General features: G+C 64.0%; 25 protein-coding genes. 6 read left to right on the top strand and 19 right to left on the bottom strand.

All coding sequences use genetic code 11. The features are described 5' to 3' along the window. Positions 1 to 69: 69 nt before the first annotated feature. The 6 genes from C7R54_RS08140 to C7R54_RS08115 form a co-directional block, all read right to left on the bottom strand. Positions 70 to 969, bottom strand: coding sequence for a LysR substrate-binding domain-containing protein (locus tag C7R54_RS08140; RefSeq protein ID WP_129149702.1), 900 nt, complete (start codon positions 967 to 969; stop codon positions 70 to 72). A gap of 32 nt (positions 970 to 1,001) precedes the next feature. Then, positions 1,002 to 1,808, bottom strand: a complete 807-nt coding sequence (locus C7R54_RS08135) for an HpcH/HpaI aldolase/citrate lyase family protein (protein ID WP_129149701.1) — start codon at positions 1,806 to 1,808, stop codon at positions 1,002 to 1,004. Further along, complete coding sequence (locus C7R54_RS08130) at positions 1,805 to 2,371, bottom strand: fumarate hydratase C-terminal domain-containing protein (protein ID WP_129149700.1); 567 nt, start codon at positions 2,369 to 2,371, stop codon at positions 1,805 to 1,807. The genes C7R54_RS08135 and C7R54_RS08130 overlap by 4 nt, the downstream gene beginning before the upstream one ends. 15 nt (positions 2,372 to 2,386) lie before the next feature. Continuing rightward, positions 2,387 to 3,232 carry a fumarate hydratase gene (locus C7R54_RS08125; protein ID WP_129149699.1) on the bottom strand — a complete coding sequence of 282 codons (846 nt, stop codon included), beginning with the start codon at positions 3,230 to 3,232 and terminating at the stop codon, positions 2,387 to 2,389. Positions 3,233 to 3,243: 11 nt separating this feature from the next. Then, on the bottom strand, positions 3,244 to 4,212 hold the full coding sequence (locus tag C7R54_RS08120; RefSeq protein ID WP_129149698.1) for a Bug family tripartite tricarboxylate transporter substrate binding protein: 969 nt from the start codon (positions 4,210 to 4,212) through the stop codon (positions 3,244 to 3,246). A 104-nt stretch (positions 4,213 to 4,316) separates the two neighbouring features. Continuing rightward, positions 4,317 to 5,498, bottom strand: coding sequence for a CaiB/BaiF CoA transferase family protein (locus tag C7R54_RS08115; protein ID WP_129149697.1), 1,182 nt, complete (start codon positions 5,496 to 5,498; stop codon positions 4,317 to 4,319). Positions 5,499 to 5,689: 191 nt separating this feature from the next. Between C7R54_RS08115 and prfB the strand changes: the two genes are divergently transcribed. The 4 genes from prfB to C7R54_RS08095 all read left to right on the top strand — a co-directional run bounded on the left by prfB (position 5,690) and on the right by C7R54_RS08095 (position 10,462). Beyond that, positions 5,690 to 6,794 (top strand): peptide chain release factor 2 gene (prfB, locus tag C7R54_RS08110; protein WP_129149696.1). Its coding sequence is split into 2 segments (ribosomal slippage): positions 5,690 to 5,770 and positions 5,772 to 6,794, totalling 1,104 coding nucleotides; the frame shifts between segments, so codons are not numbered across the junction. A gap of 82 nt (positions 6,795 to 6,876) precedes the next feature. After that, entirely contained in the window at positions 6,877 to 7,632 is a 756-nt protein-coding gene (locus tag C7R54_RS08105; RefSeq protein ID WP_129149695.1) for an SDR family oxidoreductase, read from the top strand. A 9-nt stretch (positions 7,633 to 7,641) separates the two neighbouring features. Further along, the gene (lysS, locus tag C7R54_RS08100; RefSeq protein WP_129149694.1) at positions 7,642 to 9,162 is read left to right on the top strand and encodes a lysine--tRNA ligase; all 1,521 of its coding nucleotides are present in this window, start codon (positions 7,642 to 7,644) and stop codon (positions 9,160 to 9,162) included. Positions 9,163 to 9,505: 343 nt separating this feature from the next. After that, a complete protein-coding gene (locus C7R54_RS08095; RefSeq protein ID WP_129149693.1) occupies positions 9,506 to 10,462 on the top strand; it encodes a pepsin/retropepsin-like aspartic protease family protein in 957 nt (318 codons plus the stop codon). Positions 10,463 to 10,493: 31 nt separating this feature from the next. Here C7R54_RS08095 and C7R54_RS08090 read toward each other — a convergent pair whose 3' ends face one another. The 11 genes from C7R54_RS08090 to uvrB form a co-directional block, all read right to left on the bottom strand. Further along, the gene (locus C7R54_RS08090; protein WP_129149692.1) at positions 10,494 to 11,387 is read right to left on the bottom strand and encodes a methylglyoxal synthase; all 894 of its coding nucleotides are present in this window, start codon (positions 11,385 to 11,387) and stop codon (positions 10,494 to 10,496) included. Between the two features lie 217 nt (positions 11,388 to 11,604). Beyond that, positions 11,605 to 11,799, bottom strand: a complete 195-nt coding sequence (iscX, locus tag C7R54_RS08085) for a Fe-S cluster assembly protein IscX (protein ID WP_129149691.1) — start codon at positions 11,797 to 11,799, stop codon at positions 11,605 to 11,607. Next, positions 11,799 to 12,140, bottom strand: coding sequence for an ISC system 2Fe-2S type ferredoxin (fdx, locus tag C7R54_RS08080; protein ID WP_129149690.1), 342 nt, complete (start codon positions 12,138 to 12,140; stop codon positions 11,799 to 11,801). Before fdx ends, iscX begins: the two co-directional genes overlap by 1 nt. A gap of 9 nt (positions 12,141 to 12,149) precedes the next feature. Beyond that, positions 12,150 to 14,015 carry a Fe-S protein assembly chaperone HscA gene (gene hscA / locus C7R54_RS08075; RefSeq protein ID WP_129149689.1) on the bottom strand — a complete coding sequence of 622 codons (1,866 nt, stop codon included), beginning with the start codon at positions 14,013 to 14,015 and terminating at the stop codon, positions 12,150 to 12,152. A gap of 82 nt (positions 14,016 to 14,097) precedes the next feature. Further along, positions 14,098 to 14,631 carry a Fe-S protein assembly co-chaperone HscB gene (gene hscB, locus C7R54_RS08070; RefSeq protein WP_129149688.1) on the bottom strand — a complete coding sequence of 178 codons (534 nt, stop codon included), beginning with the start codon at positions 14,629 to 14,631 and terminating at the stop codon, positions 14,098 to 14,100. A gap of 2 nt (positions 14,632 to 14,633) precedes the next feature. Beyond that, positions 14,634 to 14,957 carry an iron-sulfur cluster assembly protein IscA gene (iscA, locus tag C7R54_RS08065; RefSeq protein ID WP_094853149.1) on the bottom strand — a complete coding sequence of 108 codons (324 nt, stop codon included), beginning with the start codon at positions 14,955 to 14,957 and terminating at the stop codon, positions 14,634 to 14,636. 2 nt (positions 14,958 to 14,959) lie between these two features. Further along, a complete protein-coding gene (gene iscU, locus C7R54_RS08060; protein WP_094853148.1) occupies positions 14,960 to 15,346 on the bottom strand; it encodes a Fe-S cluster assembly scaffold IscU in 387 nt (128 codons plus the stop codon). 56 nt (positions 15,347 to 15,402) lie between these two features. Beyond that, positions 15,403 to 16,614 (bottom strand): IscS subfamily cysteine desulfurase, encoded by a 1,212-nt coding sequence (locus tag C7R54_RS08055; RefSeq protein WP_129149687.1) that lies wholly within the window; start codon positions 16,612 to 16,614, stop codon positions 15,403 to 15,405. Between the two features lie 29 nt (positions 16,615 to 16,643). Further along, the gene (gene iscR, locus C7R54_RS08050) at positions 16,644 to 17,189 is read right to left on the bottom strand and encodes a Fe-S cluster assembly transcriptional regulator IscR (protein WP_129149686.1); all 546 of its coding nucleotides are present in this window, start codon (positions 17,187 to 17,189) and stop codon (positions 16,644 to 16,646) included. 264 nt (positions 17,190 to 17,453) lie between these two features. Then, positions 17,454 to 17,945 carry a low molecular weight protein-tyrosine-phosphatase gene (locus tag C7R54_RS08045; RefSeq protein WP_129149685.1) on the bottom strand — a complete coding sequence of 164 codons (492 nt, stop codon included), beginning with the start codon at positions 17,943 to 17,945 and terminating at the stop codon, positions 17,454 to 17,456. Positions 17,946 to 18,188: 243 nt separating this feature from the next. Further along, complete coding sequence (gene uvrB / locus C7R54_RS08040) at positions 18,189 to 20,216, bottom strand: excinuclease ABC subunit UvrB (protein ID WP_129149684.1); 2,028 nt, start codon at positions 20,214 to 20,216, stop codon at positions 18,189 to 18,191. Between the two features lie 76 nt (positions 20,217 to 20,292). Here uvrB and C7R54_RS08035 point away from each other — a divergent pair, with 76 nt between their 5' ends. Both C7R54_RS08035 and lexA read left to right on the top strand, forming a co-directional pair. Next, positions 20,293 to 21,492: an amino acid aminotransferase gene (locus C7R54_RS08035; RefSeq protein ID WP_129149683.1), complete on the top strand. Its 1,200-nt coding sequence runs from the start codon at positions 20,293 to 20,295 to the stop codon at positions 21,490 to 21,492. A gap of 215 nt (positions 21,493 to 21,707) precedes the next feature. Continuing rightward, positions 21,708 to 22,355: a transcriptional repressor LexA gene (lexA, locus tag C7R54_RS08030; protein ID WP_129149682.1), complete on the top strand. Its 648-nt coding sequence runs from the start codon at positions 21,708 to 21,710 to the stop codon at positions 22,353 to 22,355. Between the two features lie 118 nt (positions 22,356 to 22,473). Here lexA and lon read toward each other — a convergent pair whose 3' ends face one another. Further along, positions 22,474 to 24,924 carry an endopeptidase La gene (lon, locus tag C7R54_RS08025; RefSeq protein WP_129149681.1) on the bottom strand — a complete coding sequence of 817 codons (2,451 nt, stop codon included), beginning with the start codon at positions 24,922 to 24,924 and terminating at the stop codon, positions 22,474 to 22,476. 183 nt (positions 24,925 to 25,107) lie between these two features. Further along, positions 25,108 to 26,406, bottom strand: a complete 1,299-nt coding sequence (gene clpX, locus C7R54_RS08020) for an ATP-dependent Clp protease ATP-binding subunit ClpX (protein WP_129149680.1) — start codon at positions 26,404 to 26,406, stop codon at positions 25,108 to 25,110. Positions 26,407 to 26,416 lie beyond the last annotated feature (10 nt).

Raw genomic sequence — 26,416 nt, 5'->3', positions numbered from 1 at the left:
GACGCACTGTTGCAAATCCGCAGGCAATCGGCCGGGCAGGACGCGGGCGCGCGGCCACGCGCGACGGCGTCAGGCCTCGTCGCCAAACGCGTACGACAGCGCCCGCACCAGCCTGACCAGGGGCTCCGATTTCTCCCTTCCGCGAGCGGTGCACACCAGCATTTGCCGGCTCGCCCATTTATCGTTGAGAACGCGAATATCCAGGCCCATGCCAGGCAGATATGCCTCGGCCGCATGCTTGGGCAGGACGCCTATGCCCATGCCCGCCTCTATCATCCGGCACACGGCCTCGAAGCCCTGCACCTGCACGCGCAGCTTCAGCGCCTTCTCGGCGAGGCCGGCCTGGGCGGCCAGCAGGTCCATCAACGATGCGCCCGACTCCAGGCCCACCAAGGGATAATCGAGGACCTGCTCGAACCACACATCGTCATGCCGGGTCAACGGGTGCTCGCGCGGCATGACGGCACAGAGATGGTCCCGGCGATAGGGATGGCACTCCAGTCCCTCCAGGGAACCGCCGCGATTGATGATGCCGACGTCCGCCTCGCCCAGCAGCAAGGCCTGCACGATCTGGTCGCTCCAGCGCTCCTTGACCGTGAGGTTCACGTCAGGGTGGTCGATGTGGAAGCTTGCAAGATCCGCCGGAAGGTACTGCGCCATCGCGGAGGTGTTGGCCTGCACCCGCAGGGCGCCGCGACGGCCCGACCCGTGCTCATCCAGGTCCGCCTGCATCTGGTTCACCTGGATCAGAAGCTGCCTGGCATGGTGCAACAGGGTCACGCCGGCCGGCGTCAGTTCGACGCCTTTGTGCGACCGGTCGAACAAGGAGCACCTCAGGCGGTGCTCCAGCAGGGAGATGCGACGGCTTGCCGCCGCCAGGCCCATCGAGGACGCCGCGGCCGCGCGCGTCAGGCTGCGTAACTCAGCGGCTTTTACGAAGAGTGCGATGGAATCGAGGTCGGGAAGCATGGGGTCCAGGCAAGAACGGGATCATGGCGATGTCATGTCTCCTGCTCAAGTATGGCACGCGCACGCAGGACCACCGGCAGGTCGATCATTTTTCCATCCACGACCGCCGCCGCCCCCTCGGCCCTGGCCGAGGCATCGAGCACGCGCCTGGCCCACTCCACCTCCTGCGCCGTGGGCCTGAAGGCGGCATTCACCGGCGCCACCTGCGACGGGTGTATGCACAGCTTGGCGCCAAATCCCAGGCGTCTTGCCTTGGCGGCATCGGCCTGCACGATGCCGGCATCCTGGATTTCCGTGCTGACGCCATCCACCGGCGCGGCCAATCCGCCCAGGCGGGAGGCCAGCACCAATTGCGATCGAAAGAACAGCAGTTCCTCGCCTTCCCCGGATATGCCCAGGTCAAGCTGGAAATCGATGGAGCCGAAGACGATGCGTTCGACGCCCGGGACCGTGACCAGCGAACGCAGCGCGTCGAAACCCGCCGCCGTCTCGACCAGGGGCAGCAGGCGCGCGTGCGGCGCTACGCGCGCGCAGGCTGCCAGGTCGCCCGGGTTGTCCGCCTTGGGCAGCATGATGGCCGCCACGTTAGGACTGGCGCAGGCCGCGAGATCGTCCGCGAACCAGGACGTTTCCGCGGCATTCACGCGCACGATGACGCGCGCGTTCGCGCCGCGCAGCCATTGCCGGAGCTCGTCCCGCGCCGCCGCCTTGGCAGCGGGCGGCACGGCGTCCTCGAGATCGACGATGACGGCATCCGCGCCGCAGGACAGCGCCTTGGCGTACCGCTCCGGCCGATTGCCCGGCACGAACAGATAGGAAGCAGCGCGGGGCACGGTCACGCCTTCCGCAGCTGGGTCCGGTACTTCTCGACCTCTTCCGCGTACATATCGCGGCCGTGGGCGTCATTCGTCACGAGCAAGGGAAACTTGTCGATCACGAGCCGCTGCACCGCCTCGGTCTTCAGGTCCTCGTAGGCGATGACCTCCGCCGAACGGATGCACGCGAACAAGGTGGCCGATATCCCTCCGATCGCCGAAAAACAGACGGCGCGATTCTTCTGGCAGGAAGCACGGATGGCCGCGCCGCGCGGCCCCTTGCCAATGGCGCCTCGCGCGCCATGGTCGAACAGCACGGTGGCATAGGGATCCATGCGATACGCGGACGTCGGGGCGACAACCCCGATTGCGTGGCCCGGCTTGGTCGGTCCCGGGCCGCCATAGAACAGGACCTGGTCCTTGAGGTCCACGGGCAGGGGTTGGCCGGCCGCCAGCGTGTCGACGAACCGCTTGTGCGCGGCATCGCGGGCCATGAGGATGACGCCGGACAGATAGACCTCGTCGCCCACGTTCAGGCGCAGCACGGCCTCGTCGTCGAGCAGGGTTTGCAGATGATGGACTGCCATGGCAATACCTCGGGCTCAGATGGTGGCGCTGGCACGCCGGCTGGCGTGGCACTGGATGTTGACCGCGACCGGCAGCGCGGTGATGTGGCAGGCATACGTCTCCACCGCGACCCAAAGCGCCGTGGTCGAACCGCCGTACCCTTGGGGGCCTATGCCGGTGCTGTTGATGAGGTCCAGCAACTCGCGTTCGAGCTGGGCGATGTGGGGCGCGGGATGATGGTCCCCGATGTCGCGCAGGATGGCCTGCTTCGCGATGGCAGTGACCTTGTCGAAACTGCCGCCGATGCCGACGCCCACCGTCAGCGGGGGACAGGCCGCGCCGCCGGCCGCCTCGATGGCGGACAGCACGAATTTCTTCACTCCCTCGGCGCCTTCGCCGGGAAGCAGGAACTTCATGGTGCTCCAGTTCTCGCTGCCGCCGCCCTTGGGCAGCACGGTGATATGGATTTCGCTGCCCGGAACGATTTCGGTGTGCACGACGGCCGGCGTATTGTCGTTGCTGTTGACGCGCAGCAGGGGATCGGACACCACGGACTTGCGCATGAACCCTTCGGCGTATCCCTTGCGCACGCCCGCCTGCACGGCGGCCTCGAAAGCGCCGCCGCTGACGTGCACGTCCTGGCCCAGCTCGATGAAAACGATGGTCAGGCCCGTGTCATGACAGTAGGAAACCTTGTTTTCGCGGGCGATCTTGTCGTTGTCGAGCAACTTGAGCAAGACCGACTTGCCCAGCGGCGACACCTCCTTCGCGGCGGCGTCCTGGAAACCCTGGATCAGGTTGTCGGGAAGCAGATGACAGGCGTCTATGCACAGACGCGCAACGGTATCGGTAATTTGGCTTGCCTGGACTTCTCTAACCATGGAGCGCTCCTTCAATCGACAGTGACATTGGCTTGTTCGACGACTTTTTTCCAACGCCCGACTTCTTCCGCCAGATAGGCCGAAAACTGCTCCGGCGTGCGTTCCGTCGGCGCGGTCAGCGCCTGGGCCTGCATCTGTTCCTGGAACGCGGGCGTCTTGAACATCGCAATGACCTCCCGGTTGATCGCCTGCACGACTTCCCTGGGCGTCCCCTGCGGCGCCACCAGCCCGAAGAACGCGACGGCGCTCAGCTTCGGATAGCCCAGCTCGCCCAAGGTCGGCACGTCCGGAATATAGGCGGAACGCTTATTGTCGACCACGGCAACTGCCTTGATCTGGTTCGCCTTGATGCTGGTGAGCAGGGGCGGCAGGGAATCGGACGTCACTTCCAGGGTGTTGGCGATGAGGGCCGTCTTCGATTCGGCGCTGCCCTTGAACGGCACGTGCACCATGGGAAAGCCTATTTCCTTTTTCAGCAGCTCCATGGTCAGGTGTTGCAGCGAGCCGTTCCCGGCCGAGCCGTAGGAAAGATCCTTGGCCTTGGCCCGCTTGACCAGGTCGGAAAAGCTGGCGATGCCGGACGCGTTCGAGACGGCGATGACTTGTGGCGTGGACGCCGTCTCCGCGATGCCGACGAAGTCCTTCAATGGGTCGTACTTGGTGTCGTTGGGATAGAGCGCGGGCGTAATGGCATAGGGGCCCGTGCTGGTCATCAGCAGGGTGTACCCGTCCGGCTTGGCGCGCGCGGCGTACGTCGTGCCGATGCGGCCGCCGCTGCCCGGGCGGTTTTCGACGATGAACGCCTTCCCGAACCGGGTCTCCAGTTCCTTGCCCACCATCCGCGCGATCATGTCGCCGGTCTGGCCGGCCGCGAACGGGACGACGATGGTTACCGGGCGCTCCGGCCAGTCCGCGTGCGCCGCGCCGGCGCCCAGCGCGAGAACGGCAACCATGGCCGCCGTGAACCGTTTGATTATCATGGGTTTGTCTCCTGTCATGGTGTGATTGTGTGATGTAGCTTCGTGGTGTGGACCCGTGCGGTGGACCCGTGCGTGGGCTCGGGGGGGACTTCCGTTCCGCGTTATCAGCGAGCCGCCCCGGCCCCTACCGGCTCCAGCGCGTCGGCGTCCATGCCGAGTTCCGCGAGGATGGCCTTCGTATGCTGTCCGACCGATGGTATGGCCCCCATGCGCGGCGAGAAGGCGCTTTGCCTGCCCGGCGGCAGCAGCGCCGGGATCACGCCGGCCGGCGTATCGACATCGCGCCAGCGGTCGCGCGCCCGCAGCTGGGGATGGGCCCACAAGCCGGCCATGTCGTTGACCCGCGCGTTGGCGATGCGCGCCTCGTCCAGGCGCCGAACCAGTTCATCCGCGGTGAGCGTGCGGAAAATATCGTCGATAAGGCCCTGCAGGACGACCCGGTTGGCGTGCCTGCGTGCGTTGCCCTGGAAGCGTTCATCCTCGTGGATGGCGGGCGCCCGCAACACGATTTCGCAGAAGGCCTGCCACTCTCGCTCGTTCTGGATGCCCAGCATCACCTTGCCGCCGTCGCCGGCCGCGAAGGGCCCGTACGGAAAGATCGTCGCGTGGGAGGCGCCGTTGCGCTGTGGAGGAACGGCGCCATCGAAGGCGTAGTACATGGGAAAGCCCATCCATTCCGCCAGCGATTCCAGCATCGAGACGTCGATATGCGACCCCTTCCCCGTGCGCTGCCGCTGCATCAGGGCCGCCAGGATGTTGGTATAGGCATACATGCCGGCAGCGATATCCGCGATGGAATTGCCGGACTTGGCCGGCTCCTCGCCCGTGCCGGTCACCGACAGGAATCCCGCCTCGCTCTGGATGAGCAGGTCATAGGCCTTCTTGTCCCGGTACGGTCCGTCCTCGCCGTATCCGGAGATATCGCAAACGATCAGCCTCGGGTGCTTCCGCAACAGCCGCTCGGCGTCCAGGCCCATGCGTGCCGCGGCGCCCGGCGCCAGGTTCTGCACCAGGACGTCGGCCTGCCCGACCAGTCGCGCCATCACCTCGGCGGCGGCCGGGTGTTTCAGGTCCAGCGCCAGGCTTTCCTTGGAACGGTTGACCCAGACGAAATGCGAGGACTGTCCAAGGACACGCTGGTCATAAGCGCGGGCGAAGTCCCCGCTGCCCGGCCGCTCCACCTTGATGACGCGTGCCCCCAGGTCCGCCAATTGCCGGGTACAGAACGGCGCCGCGATGGCATGTTCGAGGGAAAGGACCGTAATGCCGTCGAGCGGGAGCGTCATGGAGCCACCTTGATAAATGCAGGTGGCTGAATGCTATGGACTACGGTCGGGACGTGGAATAGCCAGTTGCCAAAGGGGTATTCGACAAATTCGAAGCTCCCCGCCCGCTTGCGCCTGCCGCCCCTGCCCCGGGCCCTGCCAAGGCAGGCTAAAATGGCAGGTTTCGTCATTAAGACAGCCTTAGGATTGCCATGGAAGCCGAACGTCAGAACCAGCTCGCCGCCCGACTCGCCGACTACGCCGAGCGCGAACAGGCTCTACGGAGGTATCTTTGACTACGATGCCAAAGATGAGCGCCTTCAGGTCGTAAACGCCGAGCTGGAAAGTCCCGACGTCTGGAACGACCCCAAGCACGCCCAGGACCTGGGCCGCGAGAAGAAAAGCCTGGAAGACGTCGTCGGCACCCTGACCGAACTGGGCGGGGGCCTGGCGGACGCGCGCGAGCTGTTCGAGCTGGCGGCGGCCGATAACGACGATGCCACCCTCGAATCCATCGAGCTCGACGCCGACGGCTTCCAGCAAAAGCTGGAAGGGCTGGAATTCCGGCGCATGTTCTCCAATCCCGCCGACCCGCTGAACTGCTTCCTGGATATCCAGGCCGGCGCCGGCGGCACGGAGGCGCAGGACTGGGCGTCGATGCTGCTGCGCCAGTATCTGAAGTATTGCGAGCGCAAGGGTTTCAAGACCGAAGTCCTGGAAGAATCGGAAGGCGAAGTGGCGGGCATCAAGTCGGCCACCATCAAGATCGAGGGCGAATATGCCTTCGGCTACCTGCGCACCGAAACCGGCGTGCACCGCCTGGTGCGCAAGAGCCCGTTCGACTCCTCGGGCGGCCGCCACACCTCCTTCGCCAGCGTCTTCGTCTACCCGGAAGTGGACGATTCCTTCGAAGTCGAGGTCAATCCGGCAGACCTGCGTATCGATACGTACCGCGCCAGCGGCGCCGGCGGCCAGCACATCAACAAGACCGATTCGGCGGTGCGGATCACGCACAACCCGACCGGCATCGTCGTGCAGTGCCAGAACGACCGCTCGCAGCACCGCAACCGGGCCGAAGCCATGCAGATGCTGAAATCGCGCCTGTACGAGCTGGAAATGCGCAACCGCATGGCGGAACAGCAGAAACTGGAAGACTCCAAGACCGACGTGGGTTGGGGCCACCAGATCCGCTCCTACGTCCTGGACCAGAGCCGCATCAAGGACCTGCGCACCAACGTGGAAATCTCCAACACGCAGAAAGTGCTGGACGGCGACCTCGATCCCTTCATCCAGGCCAGCCTGAAACAGGCGGTCTGAGGCGGGCCGCGGCGCCTCGCGCGCCGCGCCGGCGGCTTTCCGCGGGCAGTTTCCCCTTTAGTCAGAACAACAAGGACCCGGCATGACCAAAACCTTCGTCGTCCTCACCGGCGCCTCGCGCGGTATCGGCGCCGCCCTGGCGCGCACCCTGGCCAAACCGGGCGTGCAGCTGGTCACGCTGGCCCGCCGCATCGACCCCGACCTGCAAGCGCAGGCGACGGCCCAGGGCGCCGCGCTGACGCAAATCGAAGTGGACCTGTCCGACCTGGCCGCGGCCGGGACCGCTGCCGCCCGTATCGCCGCCGAACTGCCCCGCGACGCCGCCCGTTACCTGCTGGTCAATAACGCCGGCACGGTGCAGCCCGTGGCCCGCGGCGACCAGCTGGAAGACGCCGCTGCCCTCACCGCCGCCTTCAACCTGAACGTCAGCGCCGTGATGTTGCTGACCGCGCGTTTCCTGGCGTCGACCCAGGGACTCCAGGCCGACCGCCGCGTGCTCAACATTTCCTCCGGCGCCGGCCGCAATCCCAATCCGGGCTGGGGGGTCTACTGCGCCACGAAGGCTGCGCTGGACATGTACACGCGCGTCCTCAAGCAGGAACAAGGCGCGGACGGGGCGCGCGTGGTATCGCTGGCGCCCGGCGTGGTCGACACGGACATGCAGGTGGCCATCCGCGCCAGCGATCCGGCCGCCTTCCCCGCCCTGCCCCGTTTCCAGGACATGCACGCCAGCGGCAAACTGACGGCGCCCGCCAACGTCGCCGCGCGCATCGCCGCCTATCTCGACCGTGACGATTTCGGCCAGACCGAAATCGACGACATCCGTAATTACGACTGAACCCCCGCCATGACCGATACATCGACCGCCAACACCGCGCAAGACGAAAACCGGCTGATCGCCGAGCGCCGCGCCAAGCTCGCCAAGCTGCGTGAGAGCGGCGTCGCCTACCCCAACGACTTCGTGCCCGACGCGCACGCGGACGAACTGCATGCCCAATACGACGACAAGGACCAGGAAGCCCTTGCCGCCGCCGCCCGCGTGGTCAGGATCGCCGGCCGCATGATGCTCAAGCGGGTCATGGGCAAGGCCAGCTTCGCCACGCTGCAGGACGCCACCGGCCGCATCCAGATCTACCTGGATCGCGGCGTGCTGGGCGAAGAACCCTACGCGGCGTTCAAGCAGTGGGATATCGGCGACATCATCGCGGTCGAAGGATCGATCTTCAAGACCAACAAGGGCGAATTGTCCGTGCATGCCACGCGGGCGCGCCTGTTGTCGAAGTCGCTGCGGCCGCTGCCGGACAAGTTCCACGGCGTGGCCGACCAGGAGCTGCGCTATCGCCAGCGCTATGTCGACCTGGTGATGACCGAGGCCACGCGCCGCACGTTCGAATCGCGCAGCAAGGCCATCGGCGGCATCCGCCAGTTCATGCTCGACGCCGGCTTCCTGGAAGTCGAGACGCCCATGCTGCACCCCATCCCCGGCGGCGCGGCGGCCAAGCCCTTCATCACGCACCACAATGCGCTGGACATGGAAATGTTCCTGCGCATCGCCCCCGAGCTCTATCTCAAGCGCCTGATCGTCGGCGGCTTCGAGCGGGTCTTCGAAATCAACCGGAACTTCCGCAACGAAGGCGTCAGCCCGCGGCACAATCCAGAATTCACGATGATGGAGTTCTACGCGGCCTACACGGACTACCGTTGGCTGATGGACTTCACCGAGCAGCTGATCCGCCAGGCCGCCATCGCGGCCACGGGCAGCGCCGTGCTGACGTACCAGGACCGCGAACTGGACCTTTCGCGTCCCTTCGACCGCCTGACCATCTGCGAGGCCATCCTCAAGTACGCGCCGGGCTACACGCAGGCGCAGCTGGACGATGCCGCCTTCGTGCGCGCCGAACTGAAGAAGCTGGGCGCCGACGTCGACAGCGCCCCGCTGGCGCGCGCCGGACTGGGCGCGTTGCAACTGGCGCTGTTCGAGGAAACGGCCGAAGCCCAGCTCTGGCAGCCGACCTACATCATCGACTATCCGGTCGAGGTCTCGCCCCTGGCCCGTGCCTCGGACTCGCGCGCGGGCATCACCGAGCGCTTCGAGCTGTTCATCACCGGCCGCGAAATCGCCAACGGCTTCTCGGAATTGAACGACCCCGAGGACCAGGCCGACCGCTTCCGCGCGCAGGTCGAAGCGAAGGACGCCGGCGACGAGGAAGCCATGTACTACGACGCCGACTACATCCGCGCGCTCGAATACGGCATGCCCCCCACCGGCGGCTGCGGCATCGGCATCGACCGCCTGGTCATGCTGCTCACCGACAGCCCCAGCATCCGCGACGTCATCCTGTTCCCGCACCTGCGACGGGAAGACTAAGCCCGGCGACGCGTTATTCCGCTAGCGTGCAACCATGAAAGGCCACCCGTGAACGACCTCACGGGTGGCCTTTCAGTTGTCGTCATGCCCATTCCGTTTGCTTGACCAGCTGTTCTCGACTCTGGTGAAAGTATTGCTAGCCAATCTCCTCGGAAATGTCGGAACTCGTTCCCGCAGGAGTGTGACCGAAGCACCACGTCCTCCATGACTGCGAGCCGTCCGCACCCTGCGTCGGCTTGCGCCGCAAGGACGTCGCGTAGCCCCCGATACAGCCGCTCCAAAGCGCTGTCTCCATAAACGCGCTGGGTCGCAACCAAGTCGCCACTGGATCACTTTCGTCACTATGGGAACTTTCAAAGCCACCGTCTGCTTATTGGCTTTTGCGGCACTCGCCCTGCCTCTCCACGTAAGCGCGACCACGAAAACCTGTTCGGCCGGCCTGACCAACAATCCGGTGCAATTTGAAGGCGCGCTCCATTACGACGACATGCAGAGCAAGAGAAATCCCACGGTCCATGTGAGGATCAACGGAAAGCCTGCCAAGATGATGCTGGACTCGGGCTCTAATTCGAACAGCCTGTGGGACGGATCATTGCTGAATGAAGCGCCCAGCGCTCGCGTCGAAAAGCTTGATGGCATTGCCGGCTCAGCCGAGGCCCGCACGGTGAACGCCACGCTGGCTGACGATCACGGGCACGCTCTCAGGCAAGAGTTCTACCTACTCACCGACTCGGCTCTCCTGCAGGATGGCTACGCCGGAATCTTGAGCCCGCAAGCCGTCGCCGGCTTGGATGCCGTCGTCATCGATTTCGAGAAAAACTGCTTCTTTACCAGCGCACCATTCGACATCGCCTTCGACCATGGGCTTCGTGCGGGCCAAAGTACAACCATCCGGAATCCACACAATGTGATAGCGATTTCCGTCCAACTCGACAATCGAATTGTCCCGGTAATCATCGACTCGGGTGCACCCCGCACCTTCATTCAAGCTTCGTTGGTGTCATCCAACCCCAAAGGTGAATTAAGTCCCAGGATGATGGATATATTCAAGGCAGAAATCCCCGGAGCCGAACATATGCGCCTTGTCGACCTGAAGATCAACGGGCGGGAGTTCAAGTCATTGCCTGTCATCCCGAGACAGACGGAAGATGCAAGAGTAGTTGCGAACTTTGGCTATATCGGCATGGACATTCTGAAGGAACGCATCGTTTACTACGACGCAAGACAGCAGGAGTTCCGACTTCTGACGCATCAGGAACTCGCTCAACACGCCGAAGAGCCGGAAGCCCGCGCAGAGTGATATGCGCTCGCAGGCGAGCGCATATGCCTGCTCATTCCGCCCGATCCAACCTCGCTTCCATCGCCTTCGCCCACCGCCGCGCGACGGCTGGGGATGTCGCGCATGAGGCTGTCTCGGTGACCACGCGCACGGCTCGCTCCAGCAGCTGGATATCGGCCTCGTGCTGGCGCGCCACATGCGGATCCTCGAAAAAGATCACGCGCTGGCACTGGTGTTCCAGCACCAGTTCGCCGATCTGTGCGTCGCCGCCCAGGGGACCGCTCAGGTAGCGATGCACCCAGGGCTTGTCCGCCGGCCACCCGCGCGACCACGCCAGGTCGTTCAGGCGTCCCCCCGTCGTTCCGGTGGCCACGCGCCTCGAGAAGCGCGACAGGAGATCGAAGTGCGTATCCGCGAAATCGACCATCTGGTCCTTCAGCGCGTCGTGCGCGATCAACGCCACGGTCTGGCGCGAAAAATCCAGCAGGCGCGAGACCGCGGGATCCGGCTTCAGGCCAGCCAGCACGCGCTCCACCTCGATCCACTCGATGGCGCCGGCCAGCGTCGACACGAAAGGCTTGCCGTGCGTGATGCACTGCCGCTTGAGCGCCAGCGCTTCCGGGAAGATGGACGAAGGATCGACAGGATCGATCAAGTAGATGGCGCCGTCGAAAGGCTGGCTGCCATCGCGTCCTTCCGTCACCCGGGCCACCAGTTTCATCAGGCCGCCTTCCCGGCCATAGGGATAGCGAATCAAGCCCGGATACCCCTGCAACATGCCCTCACGCGAGATCGCATCGTGCGTGCGGCCCACCGTGTACAGCTGGATGCCCATCTCGCGGATGGTGCCCGTGCAGGCTCGCAGCCAGTCGAACAACGCCGCATTGGGCGTTTCATGATGCAGCCGGTTCGCTGCCAGGCCAAAACGCAAGGTCGGTAGGGACATGAAGGGCTCGCTGGTGACAGATCGCGCGACAGGAAGGCCAGGACCGTCCTTGCCACGCGCAAAAAGGCCGGCTGCCCTCGAGGACAGCCGGCCTGCATGATACCGCCACATGCGGCATCGTCACCGCTAAATTCGTATATCGCCTGGACGACCACCAAGGATGGCAAACCGCCTCATCGGCCCCCGCCGCCCAGGGCCTCCCGGACAAATCCCGCCATCAAGCAGCCTCTTCGATCCAGGCCTGCTGGATGGCTTCCAGGATCTTCTCCCCCGATCGGGCAGGATCGTCCTCGAATCCCGGAAGCGCCAGCACCATTTCACGCAACTGCGTAAAACGCACCGTAACGGGATCGACATCCGGATGGGCGTCGAACAATGCCTCGGCGATCTGATAGGTGTCGACCCATTTCATCAGTGGTTCTCCTTGGCGTGATTGATCGTATAGCGCGGAATTTCCACGGTAAGGTCGGCGTCGGCAATCCTGGCCTGGCACGACAGGCGCGAGGTCGACGACAGGCCCCAGGCCTTGTCCAGCAGGTCTTCCTCGGAATCGGTCGCTTCTTCCAGCGAGTTATACCCTTCGCGCACGATGACGTGGCAAGTGGTACACGCGCAAGACAGCTCGCAGGCGTGTTCGATTTCGATATGGTTGTCCAGCATCACGCGGCAGATCGACTCCCCTGGCGGGGCGTTCTCGATCACGGCGCCCTCCGGGCAGACGTCGGGATGGGGCAAAACAGTCAGTTTGGGCATAGGAAAAACTCAGGCGATTTCGTCCAGCTTGCGTCCCGATAGGGCGCGTCGGATGCTGCGGTCCATGCGGCGGGCGGCGAAGTCCTCGGTGGCGTCGGACAAGGCCTGCACGGCGGCGCGCACGGCGTCGACATCGGTCAGGTCCTGGGCGCCAGCGGCGCCGGCCAGGGCGGCATCCACCGTGGCGCGCTCGCCAGCATCCAGCAGGTCGCCATCGGCCGCCAGCGCGGCCTGCACCGATTCCACCAGTTGCCGCGCCTCGACCTGCTGCTCGCGCAGCATGCGGGCCTGCGCGTCGGCGTCGGCCTGGTCCACGCTCTCGGCCAGCATCCGGGTGATTTCCTCGTCGGACAGCCCATAGGAAGGCTTGACCGTCACTGAGGCCTCCACGCCGGTACTCTGTTCACGCGCCGTCACGCCCAGCAAACCATCCGCGTCGACCTGGAAGGTCACCCGGATGCGGGCGGCGCCGGCCACCATGGGCGGGATCCCGCGCAATTCGAAACGCGCCAGGGAACGGTTGTCCGTCACCAACTCGCGCTCCCCCTGCAGTACGTGGAAGCTCATCGCCCCCTGCCCGTCCTTGAAGGTCGTGAACTCTTGCGCGCGCGCCACCGGTATGGTGCTGTTGCGCGGAATGATGCGCTCGACCAGGCCGCCCATGGTCTCCAGGCCCAGCGACAGCGGGATCACGTCCAGCAGCAGCCAGTCTTCACCCGGCGCACGATTGCCCGCCAGCAGATTGGCCTGCAAGGCCGCGCCCAGCGCCACCACTTGATCGGGGTCCAGATCGGTCAACGGCGTCTGGCCGAAGAACTCGCCGACGCGGCGGCGTACGACCGGCATGCGCGTCGCGCCGCCAACCATGACCACGCCACGGACCTCGGTCTTCTCCAGATGGGCATCCTGCAGCGCGCGGCGCGCGCAGGCCAGGGTGCGGTCGATCAATCCCGCGGCCATCTCGTCGAATTGCGCCCGCGTCAATGCATGGCTGACCTGGCGGCCGTCCTGCAAGCGCACGTCCACGGTGGTTGCATCGGCCTCGGTGAGGCGCTCGCGCGCGGCCTTCGCGGCCACCGCCAGCGCGCGGCGGTCATGCCGCGACCAGGCGGCGCCGTCCGGCACCTCGGCCAGCACGCGCGCCACGATCAGCCCGTCGAAATCATCGCCGCCCAGGGCGGTATCGCCGCCCGTGGAAATCACCTCGAAGACACCCTTGGTCAGGCGCAATACCGAAATATCGAATGTGCCGCCACCCAGGTCGTAGACGGCGTAGACGCCCTCGGCGGCATTTTCCAGGCCGTAGGCAATGGCGGCCGCCGTCGGCTCGTTGAGCAGGCGCAGCACGTTCAGCCCCGCCAGGCGCGCCGCATCGCGCGTGGCCTGGCGCTGCGCGTCGTCGAAATAGGCCGGCACGGTGATGACCGCGCCCACCAGTTCGTCGCCCAGCACCGCCTCGGCACGCACGCGCAAGCGTTCCAGGATGTGCGCCGATACTTCCACCGGGCTCAATTCGCCCTGCACCGTGCGCAGGCGGGCCATGCCCGGCGCGTCCACGAAGTCGTAGGCGGCGCCGCTGGCGCGCGCATCCTCGGCCGAACGGCCCATGAAGCGCTTGACGGAAACAATGGAATTGGCCGGATCCTCGGCCTGCGTTGCCAGGGCGTCATGCCCCACCACGCGCTGGCCATCGGCCAGGTAGCGCACCGCCGACGGCAGCAAGGCACGCCCTTGTTCGTCGCGCAGCACTTCAGGCACGCTGCTGCGCACCGCCGCCACCAGTGAATTGGTCGTGCCCAGGTCTATGCCTACCGCCAGCTTGCGCTGGTGCGGCGCGGGCGAGTCACCGGGTTCTGAAATCTGCAATAGAGCCATGATGGATTCGTCGTCGTTGAACGATGCCGGCCAGGGCCGCAGCACCGTCGCACGGCCCCGCGACACCGCGGAGCCGTCATCGCTAATCGGCCGGATGCCCGGATTGCGCCGCCTGCGCCACTTCCTGGCTCATCTTGCGCACGAACATCCATTCCCGGACTTTCGCGCCGGCCGCGGCGTGGTCGCCGCGCGCATCCAGCAAATCCGCCAGTGTTTCCTGCATGGTCGCGTCGGCCTGCGCCAACCCTGCGCGCAAGTCATCGAAGGCGTGCGCATTGTCGCGGTCCGCGCGCGCTTCGTCCAGCATTTCCCGCCATTCCATTTGCTGCATCAGGAAGGCGCGATCCATGGAGGTGTTGCTTTCGGTTTGCAGGTCGATGCCCGCCCGCTCGCACAGGTAGCGCGCGCGCAGCACAGGGTCTCGCAAGGTCCGATAGGCTTCGTTGGCGCGGGCAGCCCATTGCATCGCCACCCGCTTCTCCGCCGGCGAGGCCGTGGCATAGCGGTCGGGATGCACTTGCGCCGCCACGGCGCGCCATGCCTGCTCCAGGGCCTGGGCATCCAGCGCGAAACGCGCCGGCAGGCCAAACAAACTGAAATGATCGTCAGCGGCCAACACTACACCGTGAACGACTCGCCGCAGCCGCAGGTCGCCTTTTCGTTGGGATTACGGAACTTGAACCCTTCGTTCAAGCCCTCGCGTGCATAGTCGAGCTCCGTGCCGTCGATATACGACAGGCTCTTGGGATCGACGAACACCTTCACCCCATGGCTTTCGAACACCTCGTCGGCCGGATCGGGCGTATCCACGTATTCCAGCTTGTACGCCATGCCCGAACAACCGGTGGTCCTGACGCCCAAGCGCAAGCCCACGCCCTTGCCGCGGCGTTGCAAATAGCGGTCGATATGGTTCGCCGCCTGCTGAGTGAGCGTAACAGCCATGATCAGGCCACCGTGTGCTTTTCTTTGTAATCCTGAACAGCCGCCTTGATGGCGTCTTCCGCCAGGATCGAACAGTGAATCTTGACGGGCGGCAGCGCCAATTCCTCGGCGATCTGCGTGTTGCGGATATTCAGCGCCTCGTCCAGCGTCTTGCCCTTCACCCATTCGGTGACCAGCGAGCTGGAGGCGATGGCCGAACCGCAGCCATAGGTCTTGAAGCGCGCATCCTCGATGACGCCGTCGGCGCCCACCTTGATCTGCAGCTTCATCACGTCGCCACAGGCGGGCGCGCCCACCATGCCCGTTCCCACCGTATCGTCGCCCTTTTCGAACGAACCGACGTTGCGGGGATTTTCGTAGTGATCCAGAACTTTTTCGCTATATGCCATGATGTTTTCTCCACTTCGCGCCAGGCGAAGCCTACTGATCTTTTTCTATCTCGGTCTCAGTGGGCGGCCCACTGCACGGAATTCAGGTCGATGCCTTCCTTGGCCATTTCCCACAGCGGCGACATGTCGCGCAGCTTGCCGACACGGCTCTTGAGCAGGTCGATGGTGAAATCGATTTCCTGCTCCGTGGTGAAGCGGCCGATGGTGAAGCGTATGGAGCTGTGCGCCAACTCGTCGTTGCGGCCCAGGGCGCGCAGGACGTAGGAGGGCTCCAGGCTCGCCGACGTGCACGCCGAACCGCTGGACACCGCCAGTTCCTTGACCGCCATGATCAGCGACTCGCCTTCGACGTAATTGAAACTGACGTTCAGGTTATGCGGCACGCGACGGTCCATGTCGCCATTGAGGTAGACCTCTTCGATCTGCGACAGGCCGGCCCACAGGCGATCGCGCAACATGCGGATGCGCTCGTTCTCGGTGCCCATTTCCTCGCGCGCCAGCCGGAACGCCTCGCCCATGCCCACGATCTGGTGCGTGGGCAGCGTGCCCGAGCGGAAACCGCGTTCATGGCCGCCACCGTGGATTTGCGCCTCGATGCGCACACGCGGCTTGCGGCGCACGTACTGCGCGCCGATGCCCTTGGGACCATAGGTCTTGTGCGCGGAAAACGACATCAGGTCGACCTTCAATTTCTGCAGGTCGATTTCCACCTTGCCGGTCGCCTGCGCGGCGTCGACATGGAAAATGATGCCCTTCTCGCGGCAGATTTCGCCCAGGGTCTCGATGTCCTGGATCACGCCGATCTCGTTGTTGACGAACATCACCGAAACCAGGATGGTGTCCGGGCGCAGGGCCGCCTTGAATACATTCAAGTCGATCAGGCCGTTTTCCTGCACATCGAGGTAGGTCACTTCGAAACCCTGGCGCTCCAGTTCGCGACAGGTATCCAGCACCGCCTTGTGCTCCGTCTTCACGGTAATGATGTGCTTGCCACGCTCGGCATAGAAATTCGCCGCGCCCTTGATCGCCAGGTTATCGGATTCGGTCGCGCCCGAAGTCCAGATGATTTCGCGCGGATCCGCGTTCACCAGCTTGGCAACTTCCTCGCGGGCACGCTCGACGGCGTCTTCCGCTTCCCAACCGAAGGCGTGGCTGCGCGACGCCGGGTTGCCGAAGTTTTCGTAAAGCCAGGGGACCATCTTGTCGACCACACGAGGATCGACAGGGGTGGTGGCGGAATAATCGAGATAAATGGGACGAGTGGTCATCTTCGTACAGCTCCTGATCTTTTATGCCTTCACGCAGCCGCCGCGGCGCTGCCGGGCACGGTCGTCGCCGTCCCCGAGCTGGCGTTGCCGCCGGCCACGCGATTCACACGCACCGTGCAATTCTGGGTAGTGTTGTTCGCTTCCTGCAGCTGGCGCACGCGCTGTTGATCGACCAGATCCTGCAAGGAGACGGAGTCGAGGTAATCGACCATCTTGCGGTTCAGCGTGGCCCACAACTCATGGGTCATGCACTTGCCCGACTTGCCATCCTTGCCGCTCGTACAGTCTTGCTTGCCACCGCAGCTGGTAGCGTCAAGGGGCTCGTCCACGGCGAAGATGATGTCGGCGACCGTGACGTTACGCGCCAGGCGGGCCAGGGAATAGCCGCCACCGGGGCCGCGGACGCTGTCCACCAGTTCATGGCGGCGCAGCTTGCCGAACAGCTGTTCGAGGTACGAGAGGGAGATATTCTGACGCTGGCTGATGGCCGCGAGAGTGACCGGACCGCTATGCTGCCGCATAGCCAAGTCGATCATGGCAGTCACCGCGAAACGCCCTTTGGTGGTCAACCGCATGGTGGGTTTCCTAAAATCCGGTGTGTAGACCCCGGCAAGCCGGGGATGCAATACCTGAGCAATTGCCTCAAGTATAACCAATTCCCGACTAATTTGGTAAGAAACCCTGGAGATATGAGGGTAGCTCTGCCGTATGGCGTATGGCCAGAGGCAGCGGCACCGCCAGACATGACAACGGCGGCCAGAAGCCGCCGTTCGATCCCTGCTCTATGCACCTGCCCAAGAGCCAGGATTACTGCCGGATCCCGGCAGCCCGACTTAAGCCTAAGCCGCCTGATACTGGGTAGCGCGCTTGCGCACCAGTTCAAGCAAGCCCTGACAGGCGTCTTCCAGGTAGTCGAGCACCTTGCCGAAGCCTTCCGGACCACCGTAGTAGGGATCCGGCACCGTCGCTTCCTCGTACTCGTTCGCGAAGCGCATGACCAGGTTCAGCTTGTGCTGGTACGCCTTGGGGCACTGGCGCTGCAGGTCGGAGAGGTCTTCCCAGTCCATCGCGAGGATCAGGTCGTACTCACGGAAATCGTCCGCGGAAACCTGGCGGGCTTCACGGTGGTTGATTTCATAGCCACGCTTGCGAGCGGCGGCCTGGGCGCGCGCGTCCGGCGCCTCGCCAATATGGAAAGCGTGGGTTCCGGCGGAATCGACGCGCACGACTTCACCGAGTCCGGCGTCATTGATCAATTGACGGAACACGCCCTCTGCGCTCGGCGAGCGACAGATGTTGCCCTTGCAAACGAAAAGTACCTTGGTCATCATGTGAGCTAGTCTGCGGGAAAACCCGCAAAAAGGCAAGCTTTTTTTGCCTGTCGGCCAATCTGGCACGGTCTGCCGTCAAGGCGAAGTTTCTCAATAGAATTAAATACTTATTAAAAAAATCAAGCGTTCAATTGAAACGCCGGATCTCTGTTCGGGCCAAAGTTGACATTTTGCTGACACAGTAAAAAGCAACACAAAATCACTGCAAGGAATCGCAATCGGAAGCGATATGGGGTCAGGCTTCTAAACAGCCCCATCCAGCAGGATGCGGTCCTTGAGGGCGTTCAAGGCGTCCCGCGCCGCCGCGGCCTGTTCGAACTCCAGATTTCGAGCGTGGTCCATCATGAGTTTTTCCAGGCGCTTGATTTCGCGCGCCACCGCCTTTTCATCCTTCAGCACCGCGGCTGGCAGCGCATCCTCGACCGTCGAGTGCTGCTGCGGCGCGACCACACCGTCGATCAGCTCGCGCACGGCCTTCTTGACGCCGCGCGCGGTGATGCCGTGCTCGGCATTGAAGGCTTCCTGCTTGTGACGCCGGCGCTCCGTTTCGCCGATCGCGCGGTGCATGGAGTCCGTCACCCTGTCCGCATAGAGAATGGCACGGCCGTTGAGGTTGCGCGCGGCGCGCCCTATGGTCTGGATCAGGCTACGTTCCGAACGCAGGAAACCTTCCTTGTCGGCATCCAGGATGGCCACCAGGGACACCTCGGGGATGTCCAGGCCCTCGCGCAGCAGGTTGATGCCGACCAGCACGTCGAACGTGCCCAGGCGCAGGTCGCGAATGATTTCCACCCGTTCGACCGTGTCGACGTCCGAGTGCAGATAGCGCACGCGCACGCCATTCTCGGCAAGATAGTCCGTCAGGTCTTCCGCCATGCGCTTGGTCAGGGTGGTGACCAGCACGCGCTCGCTGAGGTCCACGCGCAGCTTGATCTCGCCGAGCAGGTCGTCGACCTGGGTGCGCGCCGGGCGCACCTCCACGATGGGATCGACCAGGCCCGTCGGCCGCACCACCTGCTCGACCACGTTATCGGCATGCTCCTGCTCGTAGGCAGCCGGCGTGGCGGAAACGAATACGCACTGGCGCATGCGCGCCTCGAATTCCTGCAATTGCAGAGGTCGGTTATCGAGCGCGGACGGCAACCGGAAACCGTAATTGACCAGGGTTTCCTTGCGCGAGCGGTCGCCGCGGTACATACCTCCCAACTGGCCGATGGTGACGTGGCTTTCGTCGATGAACATCAAGGCGTCGCCCGGCAGGTAATCGATCAGCGTGGGCGGCGGCTCGCCCGGCGCGGCGCCGGACAGGTGGCGCGAGTAGTTCTCGATGCCCTTGCAGAAACCCAGTTCCTGCAGCATTTCCAGGTCGAAGCGCGTGCGCTGTTCCAGCCGCTGGGCTTCGACCAGCTTGCCGTCGTCGATGAAAAAGCGGGTGCGTTCGCGCAGCTCTTCCTTGATGGTCTCGATGGCGCGCAACACGGTGTCGCGCGGCGTGACGTAATGCGACCCCGGATAGACGGTGAAGCGCGGCACTTTCTGCCGCACCTTGCCGGTCAGCGGGTCGAACAGCTCCAGCGTTTCGACCTCGTCGTCGAACAGGGTCACGCGCAGCGCCAGCTCCGCGCTTTCCGCCGGGAATATGTCGATGGTTTCGCCGCGGACGCGGAAGACGCCGCGGGCGAATTCGGCATCGTTGCGGGTGTACTGCATGGACACCAGGCGCGCCAGGATTTCGCGCCGCGACACGCGGTCGCCGGCGCGCAGGATGAGCACCATGGCGTGGTAGTCGCCGGGATTGCCGATACCGTAGATGCACGACACCGTGCCGACGATGACGGTATCGCGGCGCTCCAGCAAGCTCTTGGTGGCCGACAGCCGCATCTGCTCGATATGCTCGTTGATCGACGAGTCCTTCTCGATGAACAGGTCGCGCGTGGGCACGTACGCTTCAGGCTGGTAGTAGTCGTAATACGACACGAAGTACTCGACCGCGTTGCGCGGGAAGAACTCGCGCATCTCGGCATAGAGCTGTGCCGCCAGCGTCTTGTTCGGCGCCAGCACCAGCGCCGGCCGTCCCAGGCGGGCAATGACGTTGGCCATGGTGTACGTCTTGCCGGAGCCCGTCACGCCCAGCAAGGTCTGGTACATGAGGCCGTCCTGCACGCCTTGCGTCAGCGCGTCGATCGCATTGGGCTGATCGCCGGCCGGCGGATAGGGCTGGTAGAGCTGGAAGGGGCTATCGGGGAATTCAACGAATCCTGGAGAGGACATGCTAGACTGTCCAAGGGCAAACCCCTGATTATCCGCCGCAGAGTCCGCTGCGTCCACCCTTCCTCAGTTCGATCCGATGAGCACTCTTTTCGACTCCGTAGAGTTAGCACCCCGTGACCCCATTTTGGGCCTGAACGAGCAATACAACGCCGACACGCGTCCCGGCAAGGTCAACCTGGGCGTTGGCGTGTATTACGACGATAACGGCCGCATTCCCCTGCTGGCCGCGGTTCGCAAGGCGGAAACGGCGCGCATCGAAGCGGCCGCCGCACGCGGCTACCTGCCGATCGAAGGGATACCCGGATACAACAAGGGCGCGCAAGCCCTGCTGCTGGGCGCCGACTCGCCGCTGGCCGCCGCCGGCCGCGTGCTGACGGTGCAGGCCCTGGGCGGCACCGGCGCGCTGAAGATCGGCGCGGACTTCCTGCGCCAGCTGCTGCCGGGCGCCAAGGCCTACATCAGCGACCCCAGCTGGGAAAACCATCGCGCCCTGTTCGAGCGCGCCGGTTTCACGGTGGAAAACTACGCCTACTACGACGCCGCCACCCGCGGCCTGAATTTCGACGGCATGCTGGCCGCCCTGCAAGCCATGCCGGCACAAAGCGTGGTCGTGCTGCACGCCTGCTGCCATAACCCGACTGGCGTCGATCCCACGCCCGAGCAGTGGAAGCAGATTGCCGCCGTCGTCAAGGAACGCGGCCTGGTGCCCTTCCTGGACATCGCCTACCAAGGTTTCGGCGCGGGCCTGCAGGAAGATGCCGAAGTCGTGCGCCTGTTCGCCGGCATGGACATCACCATGCTGGTCAGCTCCTCGTTCTCGAAGTCGTTCTCGCTGTACGGCGAGCGCGTCGGCGCGCTGACGGTCATCGCCGGCAACAAGGACGAGGCCACGCGCGTGCTCAGCCAGCTCAAGCGCGTCATCCGCACCAACTACTCCAACCCGCCCACGCACGGCGGCACGGTGGTGTCCTCGGTCCTGAATTCGCCTGAGCTGTTCGCGCTGTGGGAAGAAGAACTGGCCGGCATGCGTGATCGCATCCGCCTGATGCGCGCGCAGCTGGTCGAGAAGATCAAGGCCGCCGGCGCCACCCAGGACTTCAGCTTCGTGCTGAAGCAGCGCGGCATGTTCTCCTATTCGGGCCTGAACGCGGCCCAGGTGGACCGCCTGCGCGAAGAGCATGGCGTGTATGCCGTCGGCAGCGGTCGCATCTGCGTGGCCGCGCTGAACAGCGGCAACATCGACAAGGTGGCCAAGGCCATCGCCGCGGTGCTGTAGGCTCGCCACCCGGCGGAACGCGGCCCCTGGGACGGAAACCAGCGGACCGGGGACCCGGATCCGTCGTATCCGCGATATGAAAAACCTGTGCCTCGCACAGGTTTTTTTTCGGCTCGTGGCGAGGACGGGAAAAAGACTTGCAATTCCGAGCTGCGTCCCCCAAAATTCCATGCTGTATATCCATACAGCCCGAAGATTTCCTGGGAGACGGACGCATGGCCACGAAACTCACCGAACGTCAGCAGCAGATACTCGACCTGATTCGGCAGACTGTCGCCAGCACCGGATTCCCCCCTACCCGCGCTGAAATCGCGCAGGCATTGGGCTTTCGTTCGCCCAATGCCGCGGAAGACCACTTGAAGGCACTGGCGCGCAAGGGCGCCATCGAACTGACCGCCGGTGCCTCGCGCGGCATACGCCTGAAGGAAGCGCCCACGGGCGTCCAGGCCATGCTGCCGCTACCCGCGCTGGCGCAGCTGATGCTGCCCCTGGTCGGCCGCGTGGCCGCCGGCAGCCCCATCCTGGCCGCCGAGCATGTCGAGCGCGATATCGGCGTGGACCCCGGCCTGTTCGCCCAACGCCCCGATTACCTGCTGAAGGTACGCGGCATGAGCATGCGCGACGCCGGCATCCTGGACGGCGACCTGCTGGCGGTGAGGAAAGCCGGCGAAGCGCGCGATGGGCAGATCGTGGTGGCCCGCATCGACGATGACGTGACGGTCAAGCGGCTGCAACGCCAAGGAGGCCGCATCCAGCTGTTGCCCGAGAATCCCGACTTCGAACCCATCGTCGTGCAGAACGGCCAGGAGTTCGCGCTGGAAGGCATTGCCGTCGGGTTGATCAGGACGCAGGCGCTGCATTGAGGCAACACGCCGGCGGCAGCGCGGCCTGCGATACCTGCGATACGTACGATACGTAAGCAAAAAGGCGAACCCCAAGGTTCGCCTTTTTGCTTGGCGGGGCATGGCCCCTACCCCTGCATCAGTGCTTGGTCACCGGATCCACGCTTTCGCTGGCGGGCTGGGCGGAAACCAAGGGCTTGTCCTTGGACTCTTCCTCGGCCACCGGCTCCGGCGCGCGTTCCAGCGCCAATTCCAGGACCTTGTCGATCCAACGCACCGGAACGACTTCCAGGTGGTTCTTGACGTTGTCCGGAATCTCCGCCAGGTCCTTGACGTTTTCCTCGGGAATCAGCACGGTCTTGATGCCACCGCGATGCGCGGCCAGCAGCTTCTCCTTCAAGCCGCCGATGGCCAGCACTTCACCCCGCAAGGTGATCTCGCCGGTCATGGCCACGTCCGCGCGCACCGGAATACCCGACAACGCGGACACCATGGCCGTCGTAATGGCGATACCCGCGGACGGTCCATCCTTGGGCGTCGCCCCTTCCGGCACGTGCACGTGCATGTCGCGCTTCTCGAAGACGCTGTCGGCAAAACCCAGGCGGCGGGCGCGCGAGCGCACCACCGTGCGAGCCGCCTCGACCGATTCCTTCATCACGTCACCGAGCGAACCCGTGCGCTGGATCGCACCCTTGCCCGGCATGTCGGCAACTTCGATGGTCAGCAGATCGCCACCCACCTCGGTCCAGGCCAGGCCGGTCACCTGGCCAACCTGGTTTTCCTTCTCCGCCATGCCGAAGCTATAGCGGCGCACGCCCAGGTAGTCATTGAGGTTGTCGGCCGATACGACCACACCCTTCGATTCGGGCGAGTCGCCCTTCCCGGTCGCGGCGTCGCGCTTGGTCAGCAGTTCCTTGACGACCTTGCGGCAGATCTTGCCGATTTCGCGCTCCAACGCCCGCACGCCCGCTTCACGGGTGTAGTAGCGAACGATATCGCGCAGGGCCGATTCCTCGACCGAGAGCTCGCCATCCTTCAGGCCGTTGTTCTTCAGCAGCTTGGGCAGCAGGTGATCGCTGGCGATGTGCACCTTCTCGTCTTCGGTGTAGCCCGACAGGCGTATGACTTCCATCCGGTCCAGCAAGGCCGGCGGGATGTTAAGCGTATTGCTGGTCGCCACGAACATCACATCCGACAGGTCGAAATCGACCTCGACGTAGTGGTCCTGGAAGGTGTGGTTCTGTTCCGGATCCAGCACTTCCAGCAAGGCCGACGAGGGGTCGCCGCGGAAGTCCATGCCCAGTTTGTCGATTTCGTCCAGCAGGAACAGCGGATTGCGCACGCCCACCTTGTTCATGTTCTGCAGGATCTTGCCCGGCATGGAACCGATGTAGGTACGGCGGTGACCGCGGATCTCGGCCTCGTCGCGCACGCCGCCCAGGGCCATGCGCACGAACTTGCGGTTCGTGGCCTTGGCGATCGACTGGCCGAGCGAGGTCTTGCCGACACCCGGAGGGCCAACCAGGCACAGGATGGGGGCCTTGACCTTGTCCACGCGTTGCTGCACGGCGAGGTATTCCAGGATGCGTTCCTTGACCTTCTCCAGGCCATAGTGATCGTCATCCAGCACCGACTCGGCGTTGGCGATGGAATTATTGACCTTGCTCTTCTTGCGCCACGGCAGGTTGATCAGCGTGTCGATGTAGTTGCGCACCACGGTGGCCTCGGCCGACATGGGCGACATCAACTTGAGCTTCTTGAGCTCGGAGTCAGCCTTCTTGCGCGCGTCCTTGGGCATGCGGGCCGCGAGGATCTTCTTTTCCAGCTCCTCGATGTCCGCGCCCTCTTCGCCTTCGCCCAGTTCCTTCTGGATGGCCTTGACCTGTTCGTTCAGGTAATAGTCGCGCTGGCTCTTCTCCATCTGCTTCTTGACGCGGCCACGGATGCGCTTCTCCACCTGGAGAATGTCGATTTCCGTTTCCAGCTGCGTCAGCAGGCCTTCGAGGCGCTCGGCCGTACCGAAGATTTCCAGCATCTTCTGCTTCTGCTCGAGCTTGAGCGGCAGATGCGCGGCGATGGTGTCGGCCAGGCGGCCGGCGTCGTCGATGCCCGCCAGCGAGGTCAGGATCTCGGGCGGGATCTTCTTGTTCAGTTTTACATACTGTTCGAACTGGGCCACGATGGCGCGGCGCAGGGCTTCGGTTTCCGATCCCTGGACGGTGTCCTGCTCGATCGGCACCACTTCGCACGTGAAGTGCGAATCAACGTCCTCGATGCGGGTGATGCGCGCGCGCTGCGAGCCTTCCACCAGCACCTTCACGGTGCCGTCGGGCAGCTTGAGCATTTGCAGAATGCCGGCGACGCAACCGATTTCATAGACATCCTCGGGCGAAGGATCATCCTTGCCTGCGGATTTCTGCGCCACCAGCATAATGCTTTTGCCGGCTTCCATGGCCACTTCCAAGGCCCGGATGGAACGGGGACGTCCCACGAACAACGGGATGACCATGTGCGGAAACACCACGACGTCGCGCAGCGGCAGCAAGGGCAGGTCGATGGGTTCGGAAGGCAAGGTCTGCGTACCAGACATAGAGTATTCCTCGGTGTGACGAGTCGGAGATGCTATCGTCGCGCCCGAGGGAACGACCCTGTCAAACATCTGTTACGACCGATATGGGAACAATAGCTTAATTTTCAAGGCCGCGGCCCCAGGACGGCAAAATCAATGAAAAAACCCGTAGAGCACTACGGGTTTTCTCAACACGCCAGGAACTCAAGCAGCCGCGTCGCGGACTTCGCCTCGTTCCGGCTTGGCCGGCTGGCTGGCCTCATCCGCATAGATGAGCAGCGGCTGGCCATCGCCCTCGATGACGTTGTCGTCCAGGACGACGCGGCTGACATTACCCTGCGAAGGCAGCTCGTACATGGTGTCCAGCAAGGCCGATTCCAGGATGGAACGCAGGCCGCGGGCGCCGGTCTTGCGCTTGAGCGCCTTCGATGCAATCGCCTTTAGAGCCGCCGGACGCACATCCAGTTCCGCCCCTTCCATCGCGAACAGCTTCTGGAACTGCTTGAGCAGGGCATTCTTGGGCTCGGTGAGGATCTGAACCAGGGCCGCTTCGTCCAGCTCATCCAGGGTGGCAACCACCGGCAGACGCCCGACCAGCTCCGGAATCAGGCCGAACTTGATCAGGTCTTCCGGTTCGGCTTCGCTGAACAGTTCGCCCACGCCGCGTTCCGACTTGGCCCGAACCGAGGCCGAGAAACCGATACCCGACTTCTCCGTGCGATCGCGAATCACCTTTTCCAGGCCATCGAAGGCGCCGCCGACGATGAAAAGGATGTTGGTGGTGTCGACCTGCACGAAATCCTGGTTCGGGTGCTTGCGGCCGCCCTGGGGGGGCACCGAGGCGACCGTGCCTTCGATCAGCTTGAGCAGGGCCTGCTGCACGCCCTCACCCGACACGTCGCGGGTGATGGAGGGGTTGTCCGACTTGCGCGAGATCTTGTCGATTTCGTCGATGTAGATAATGGCGCGTTGCGCCTTCTCCACTTCGTAATTGCAGTTCTGCAGCAACTTCTGGATGATGTTCTCGACGTCCTCGCCGACGTAGCCAGCTTCGGTCAGCGTGGTGGCGTCAGCCATGACGAACGGCACGTTCAGCATGCGCGCCAGCGTCTGCGCCAGCAGCGTCTTGCCCGAACCGGTCGGTCCGATCAGCAGAATATTGCTCTTGGAAAGCTCGACCTCGTCGCCCTTCAGTTCGCCGTGGCGGATGCGCTTGTAATGGTTGTACACAGCGACCGCCAGCATGCGCTTCGGCCCGGTCTGGCCGATCACGTACTGGTCGAGGAAGGTCTTGATTTCGGCCGGGGTGGGCAGCTCCGAGCGGATGGCCGCCCGCGCCGTGGCCTGCGCCTCTTCACGAATGATGTCGTTGCAGAGGTCTATGCACTCGTCGCAGATGAATACCGACGGTCCCGCAATCAACTTGCGAACTTCGTGCTGGCTCTTGTTGCAGAACGAGCAGTGCAGGACCTTTGCGTCTGCCGATCCCTTTTTTTCAGGCATAAATATCTCT

Origin of the sequence: Achromobacter aloeverae (genome assembly GCF_004121055.1) — a bacterium.
In the GTDB taxonomy this organism is placed as follows: domain Bacteria; phylum Pseudomonadota; class Gammaproteobacteria; order Burkholderiales; family Burkholderiaceae_B; genus Bordetella_C; species Bordetella_C aloeverae.
The sequence above is the reverse complement of the archived record's forward strand: the minus strand, read 5'-3'. Positions and strand labels throughout refer to the sequence as shown.

Coding starts and splice junctions, on each gene's coding strand:
- iscA (WP_094853149.1), bottom strand. CDS start 14,957: ATGGCTGTTACGCTCACTCAGCAGGCGGCGAACCATATCGACCGCTAT.
- C7R54_RS08140 (WP_129149702.1), bottom strand. CDS start 969: ATGCTTCCCGACCTCGATTCCATCGCACTCTTCGTAAAAGCCGCTGAG.
- iscU (WP_094853148.1), bottom strand. CDS start 15,346: ATGGCATATAGCGAAAAAGTTCTGGATCACTACGAAAATCCCCGCAAC.
- lon (WP_129149681.1), bottom strand. CDS start 24,924: ATGTCTGGTACGCAGACCTTGCCTTCCGAACCCATCGACCTGCCCTTG.
- C7R54_RS08125 (WP_129149699.1), bottom strand. CDS start 3,232: ATGGTTAGAGAAGTCCAGGCAAGCCAAATTACCGATACCGTTGCGCGT.
- clpX (WP_129149680.1), bottom strand. CDS start 26,406: ATGCCTGAAAAAAAGGGATCGGCAGACGCAAAGGTCCTGCACTGCTCG.
- C7R54_RS08120 (WP_129149698.1), bottom strand. CDS start 4,212: ATGATAATCAAACGGTTCACGGCGGCCATGGTTGCCGTTCTCGCGCTG.
- iscR (WP_129149686.1), bottom strand. CDS start 17,189: ATGCGGTTGACCACCAAAGGGCGTTTCGCGGTGACTGCCATGATCGAC.
- C7R54_RS08090 (WP_129149692.1), bottom strand. CDS start 11,387: ATGTCCCTACCGACCTTGCGTTTTGGCCTGGCAGCGAACCGGCTGCAT.
- lysS (WP_129149694.1), top strand. CDS start 7,642: ATGACCGATACATCGACCGCCAACACCGCGCAAGACGAAAACCGGCTG.
- C7R54_RS08035 (WP_129149683.1), top strand. CDS start 20,293: ATGAGCACTCTTTTCGACTCCGTAGAGTTAGCACCCCGTGACCCCATT.
- iscX (WP_129149691.1), bottom strand. CDS start 11,799: ATGAAATGGGTCGACACCTATCAGATCGCCGAGGCATTGTTCGACGCC.
- C7R54_RS08095 (WP_129149693.1), top strand. CDS start 9,506: ATGGGAACTTTCAAAGCCACCGTCTGCTTATTGGCTTTTGCGGCACTC.
- fdx (WP_129149690.1), bottom strand. CDS start 12,140: ATGCCCAAACTGACTGTTTTGCCCCATCCCGACGTCTGCCCGGAGGGC.
- C7R54_RS08045 (WP_129149685.1), bottom strand. CDS start 17,945: ATGATGACCAAGGTACTTTTCGTTTGCAAGGGCAACATCTGTCGCTCG.
- C7R54_RS08130 (WP_129149700.1), bottom strand. CDS start 2,371: ATGGCAGTCCATCATCTGCAAACCCTGCTCGACGACGAGGCCGTGCTG.
- lexA (WP_129149682.1), top strand. CDS start 21,708: ATGGCCACGAAACTCACCGAACGTCAGCAGCAGATACTCGACCTGATT.
- hscA (WP_129149689.1), bottom strand. CDS start 14,015: ATGGCTCTATTGCAGATTTCAGAACCCGGTGACTCGCCCGCGCCGCAC.
- C7R54_RS08105 (WP_129149695.1), top strand. CDS start 6,877: ATGACCAAAACCTTCGTCGTCCTCACCGGCGCCTCGCGCGGTATCGGC.
- C7R54_RS08055 (WP_129149687.1), bottom strand. CDS start 16,614: ATGACCACTCGTCCCATTTATCTCGATTATTCCGCCACCACCCCTGTC.
- uvrB (WP_129149684.1), bottom strand. CDS start 20,216: ATGTCCTCTCCAGGATTCGTTGAATTCCCCGATAGCCCCTTCCAGCTC.
- C7R54_RS08115 (WP_129149697.1), bottom strand. CDS start 5,498: ATGACGCTCCCGCTCGACGGCATTACGGTCCTTTCCCTCGAACATGCC.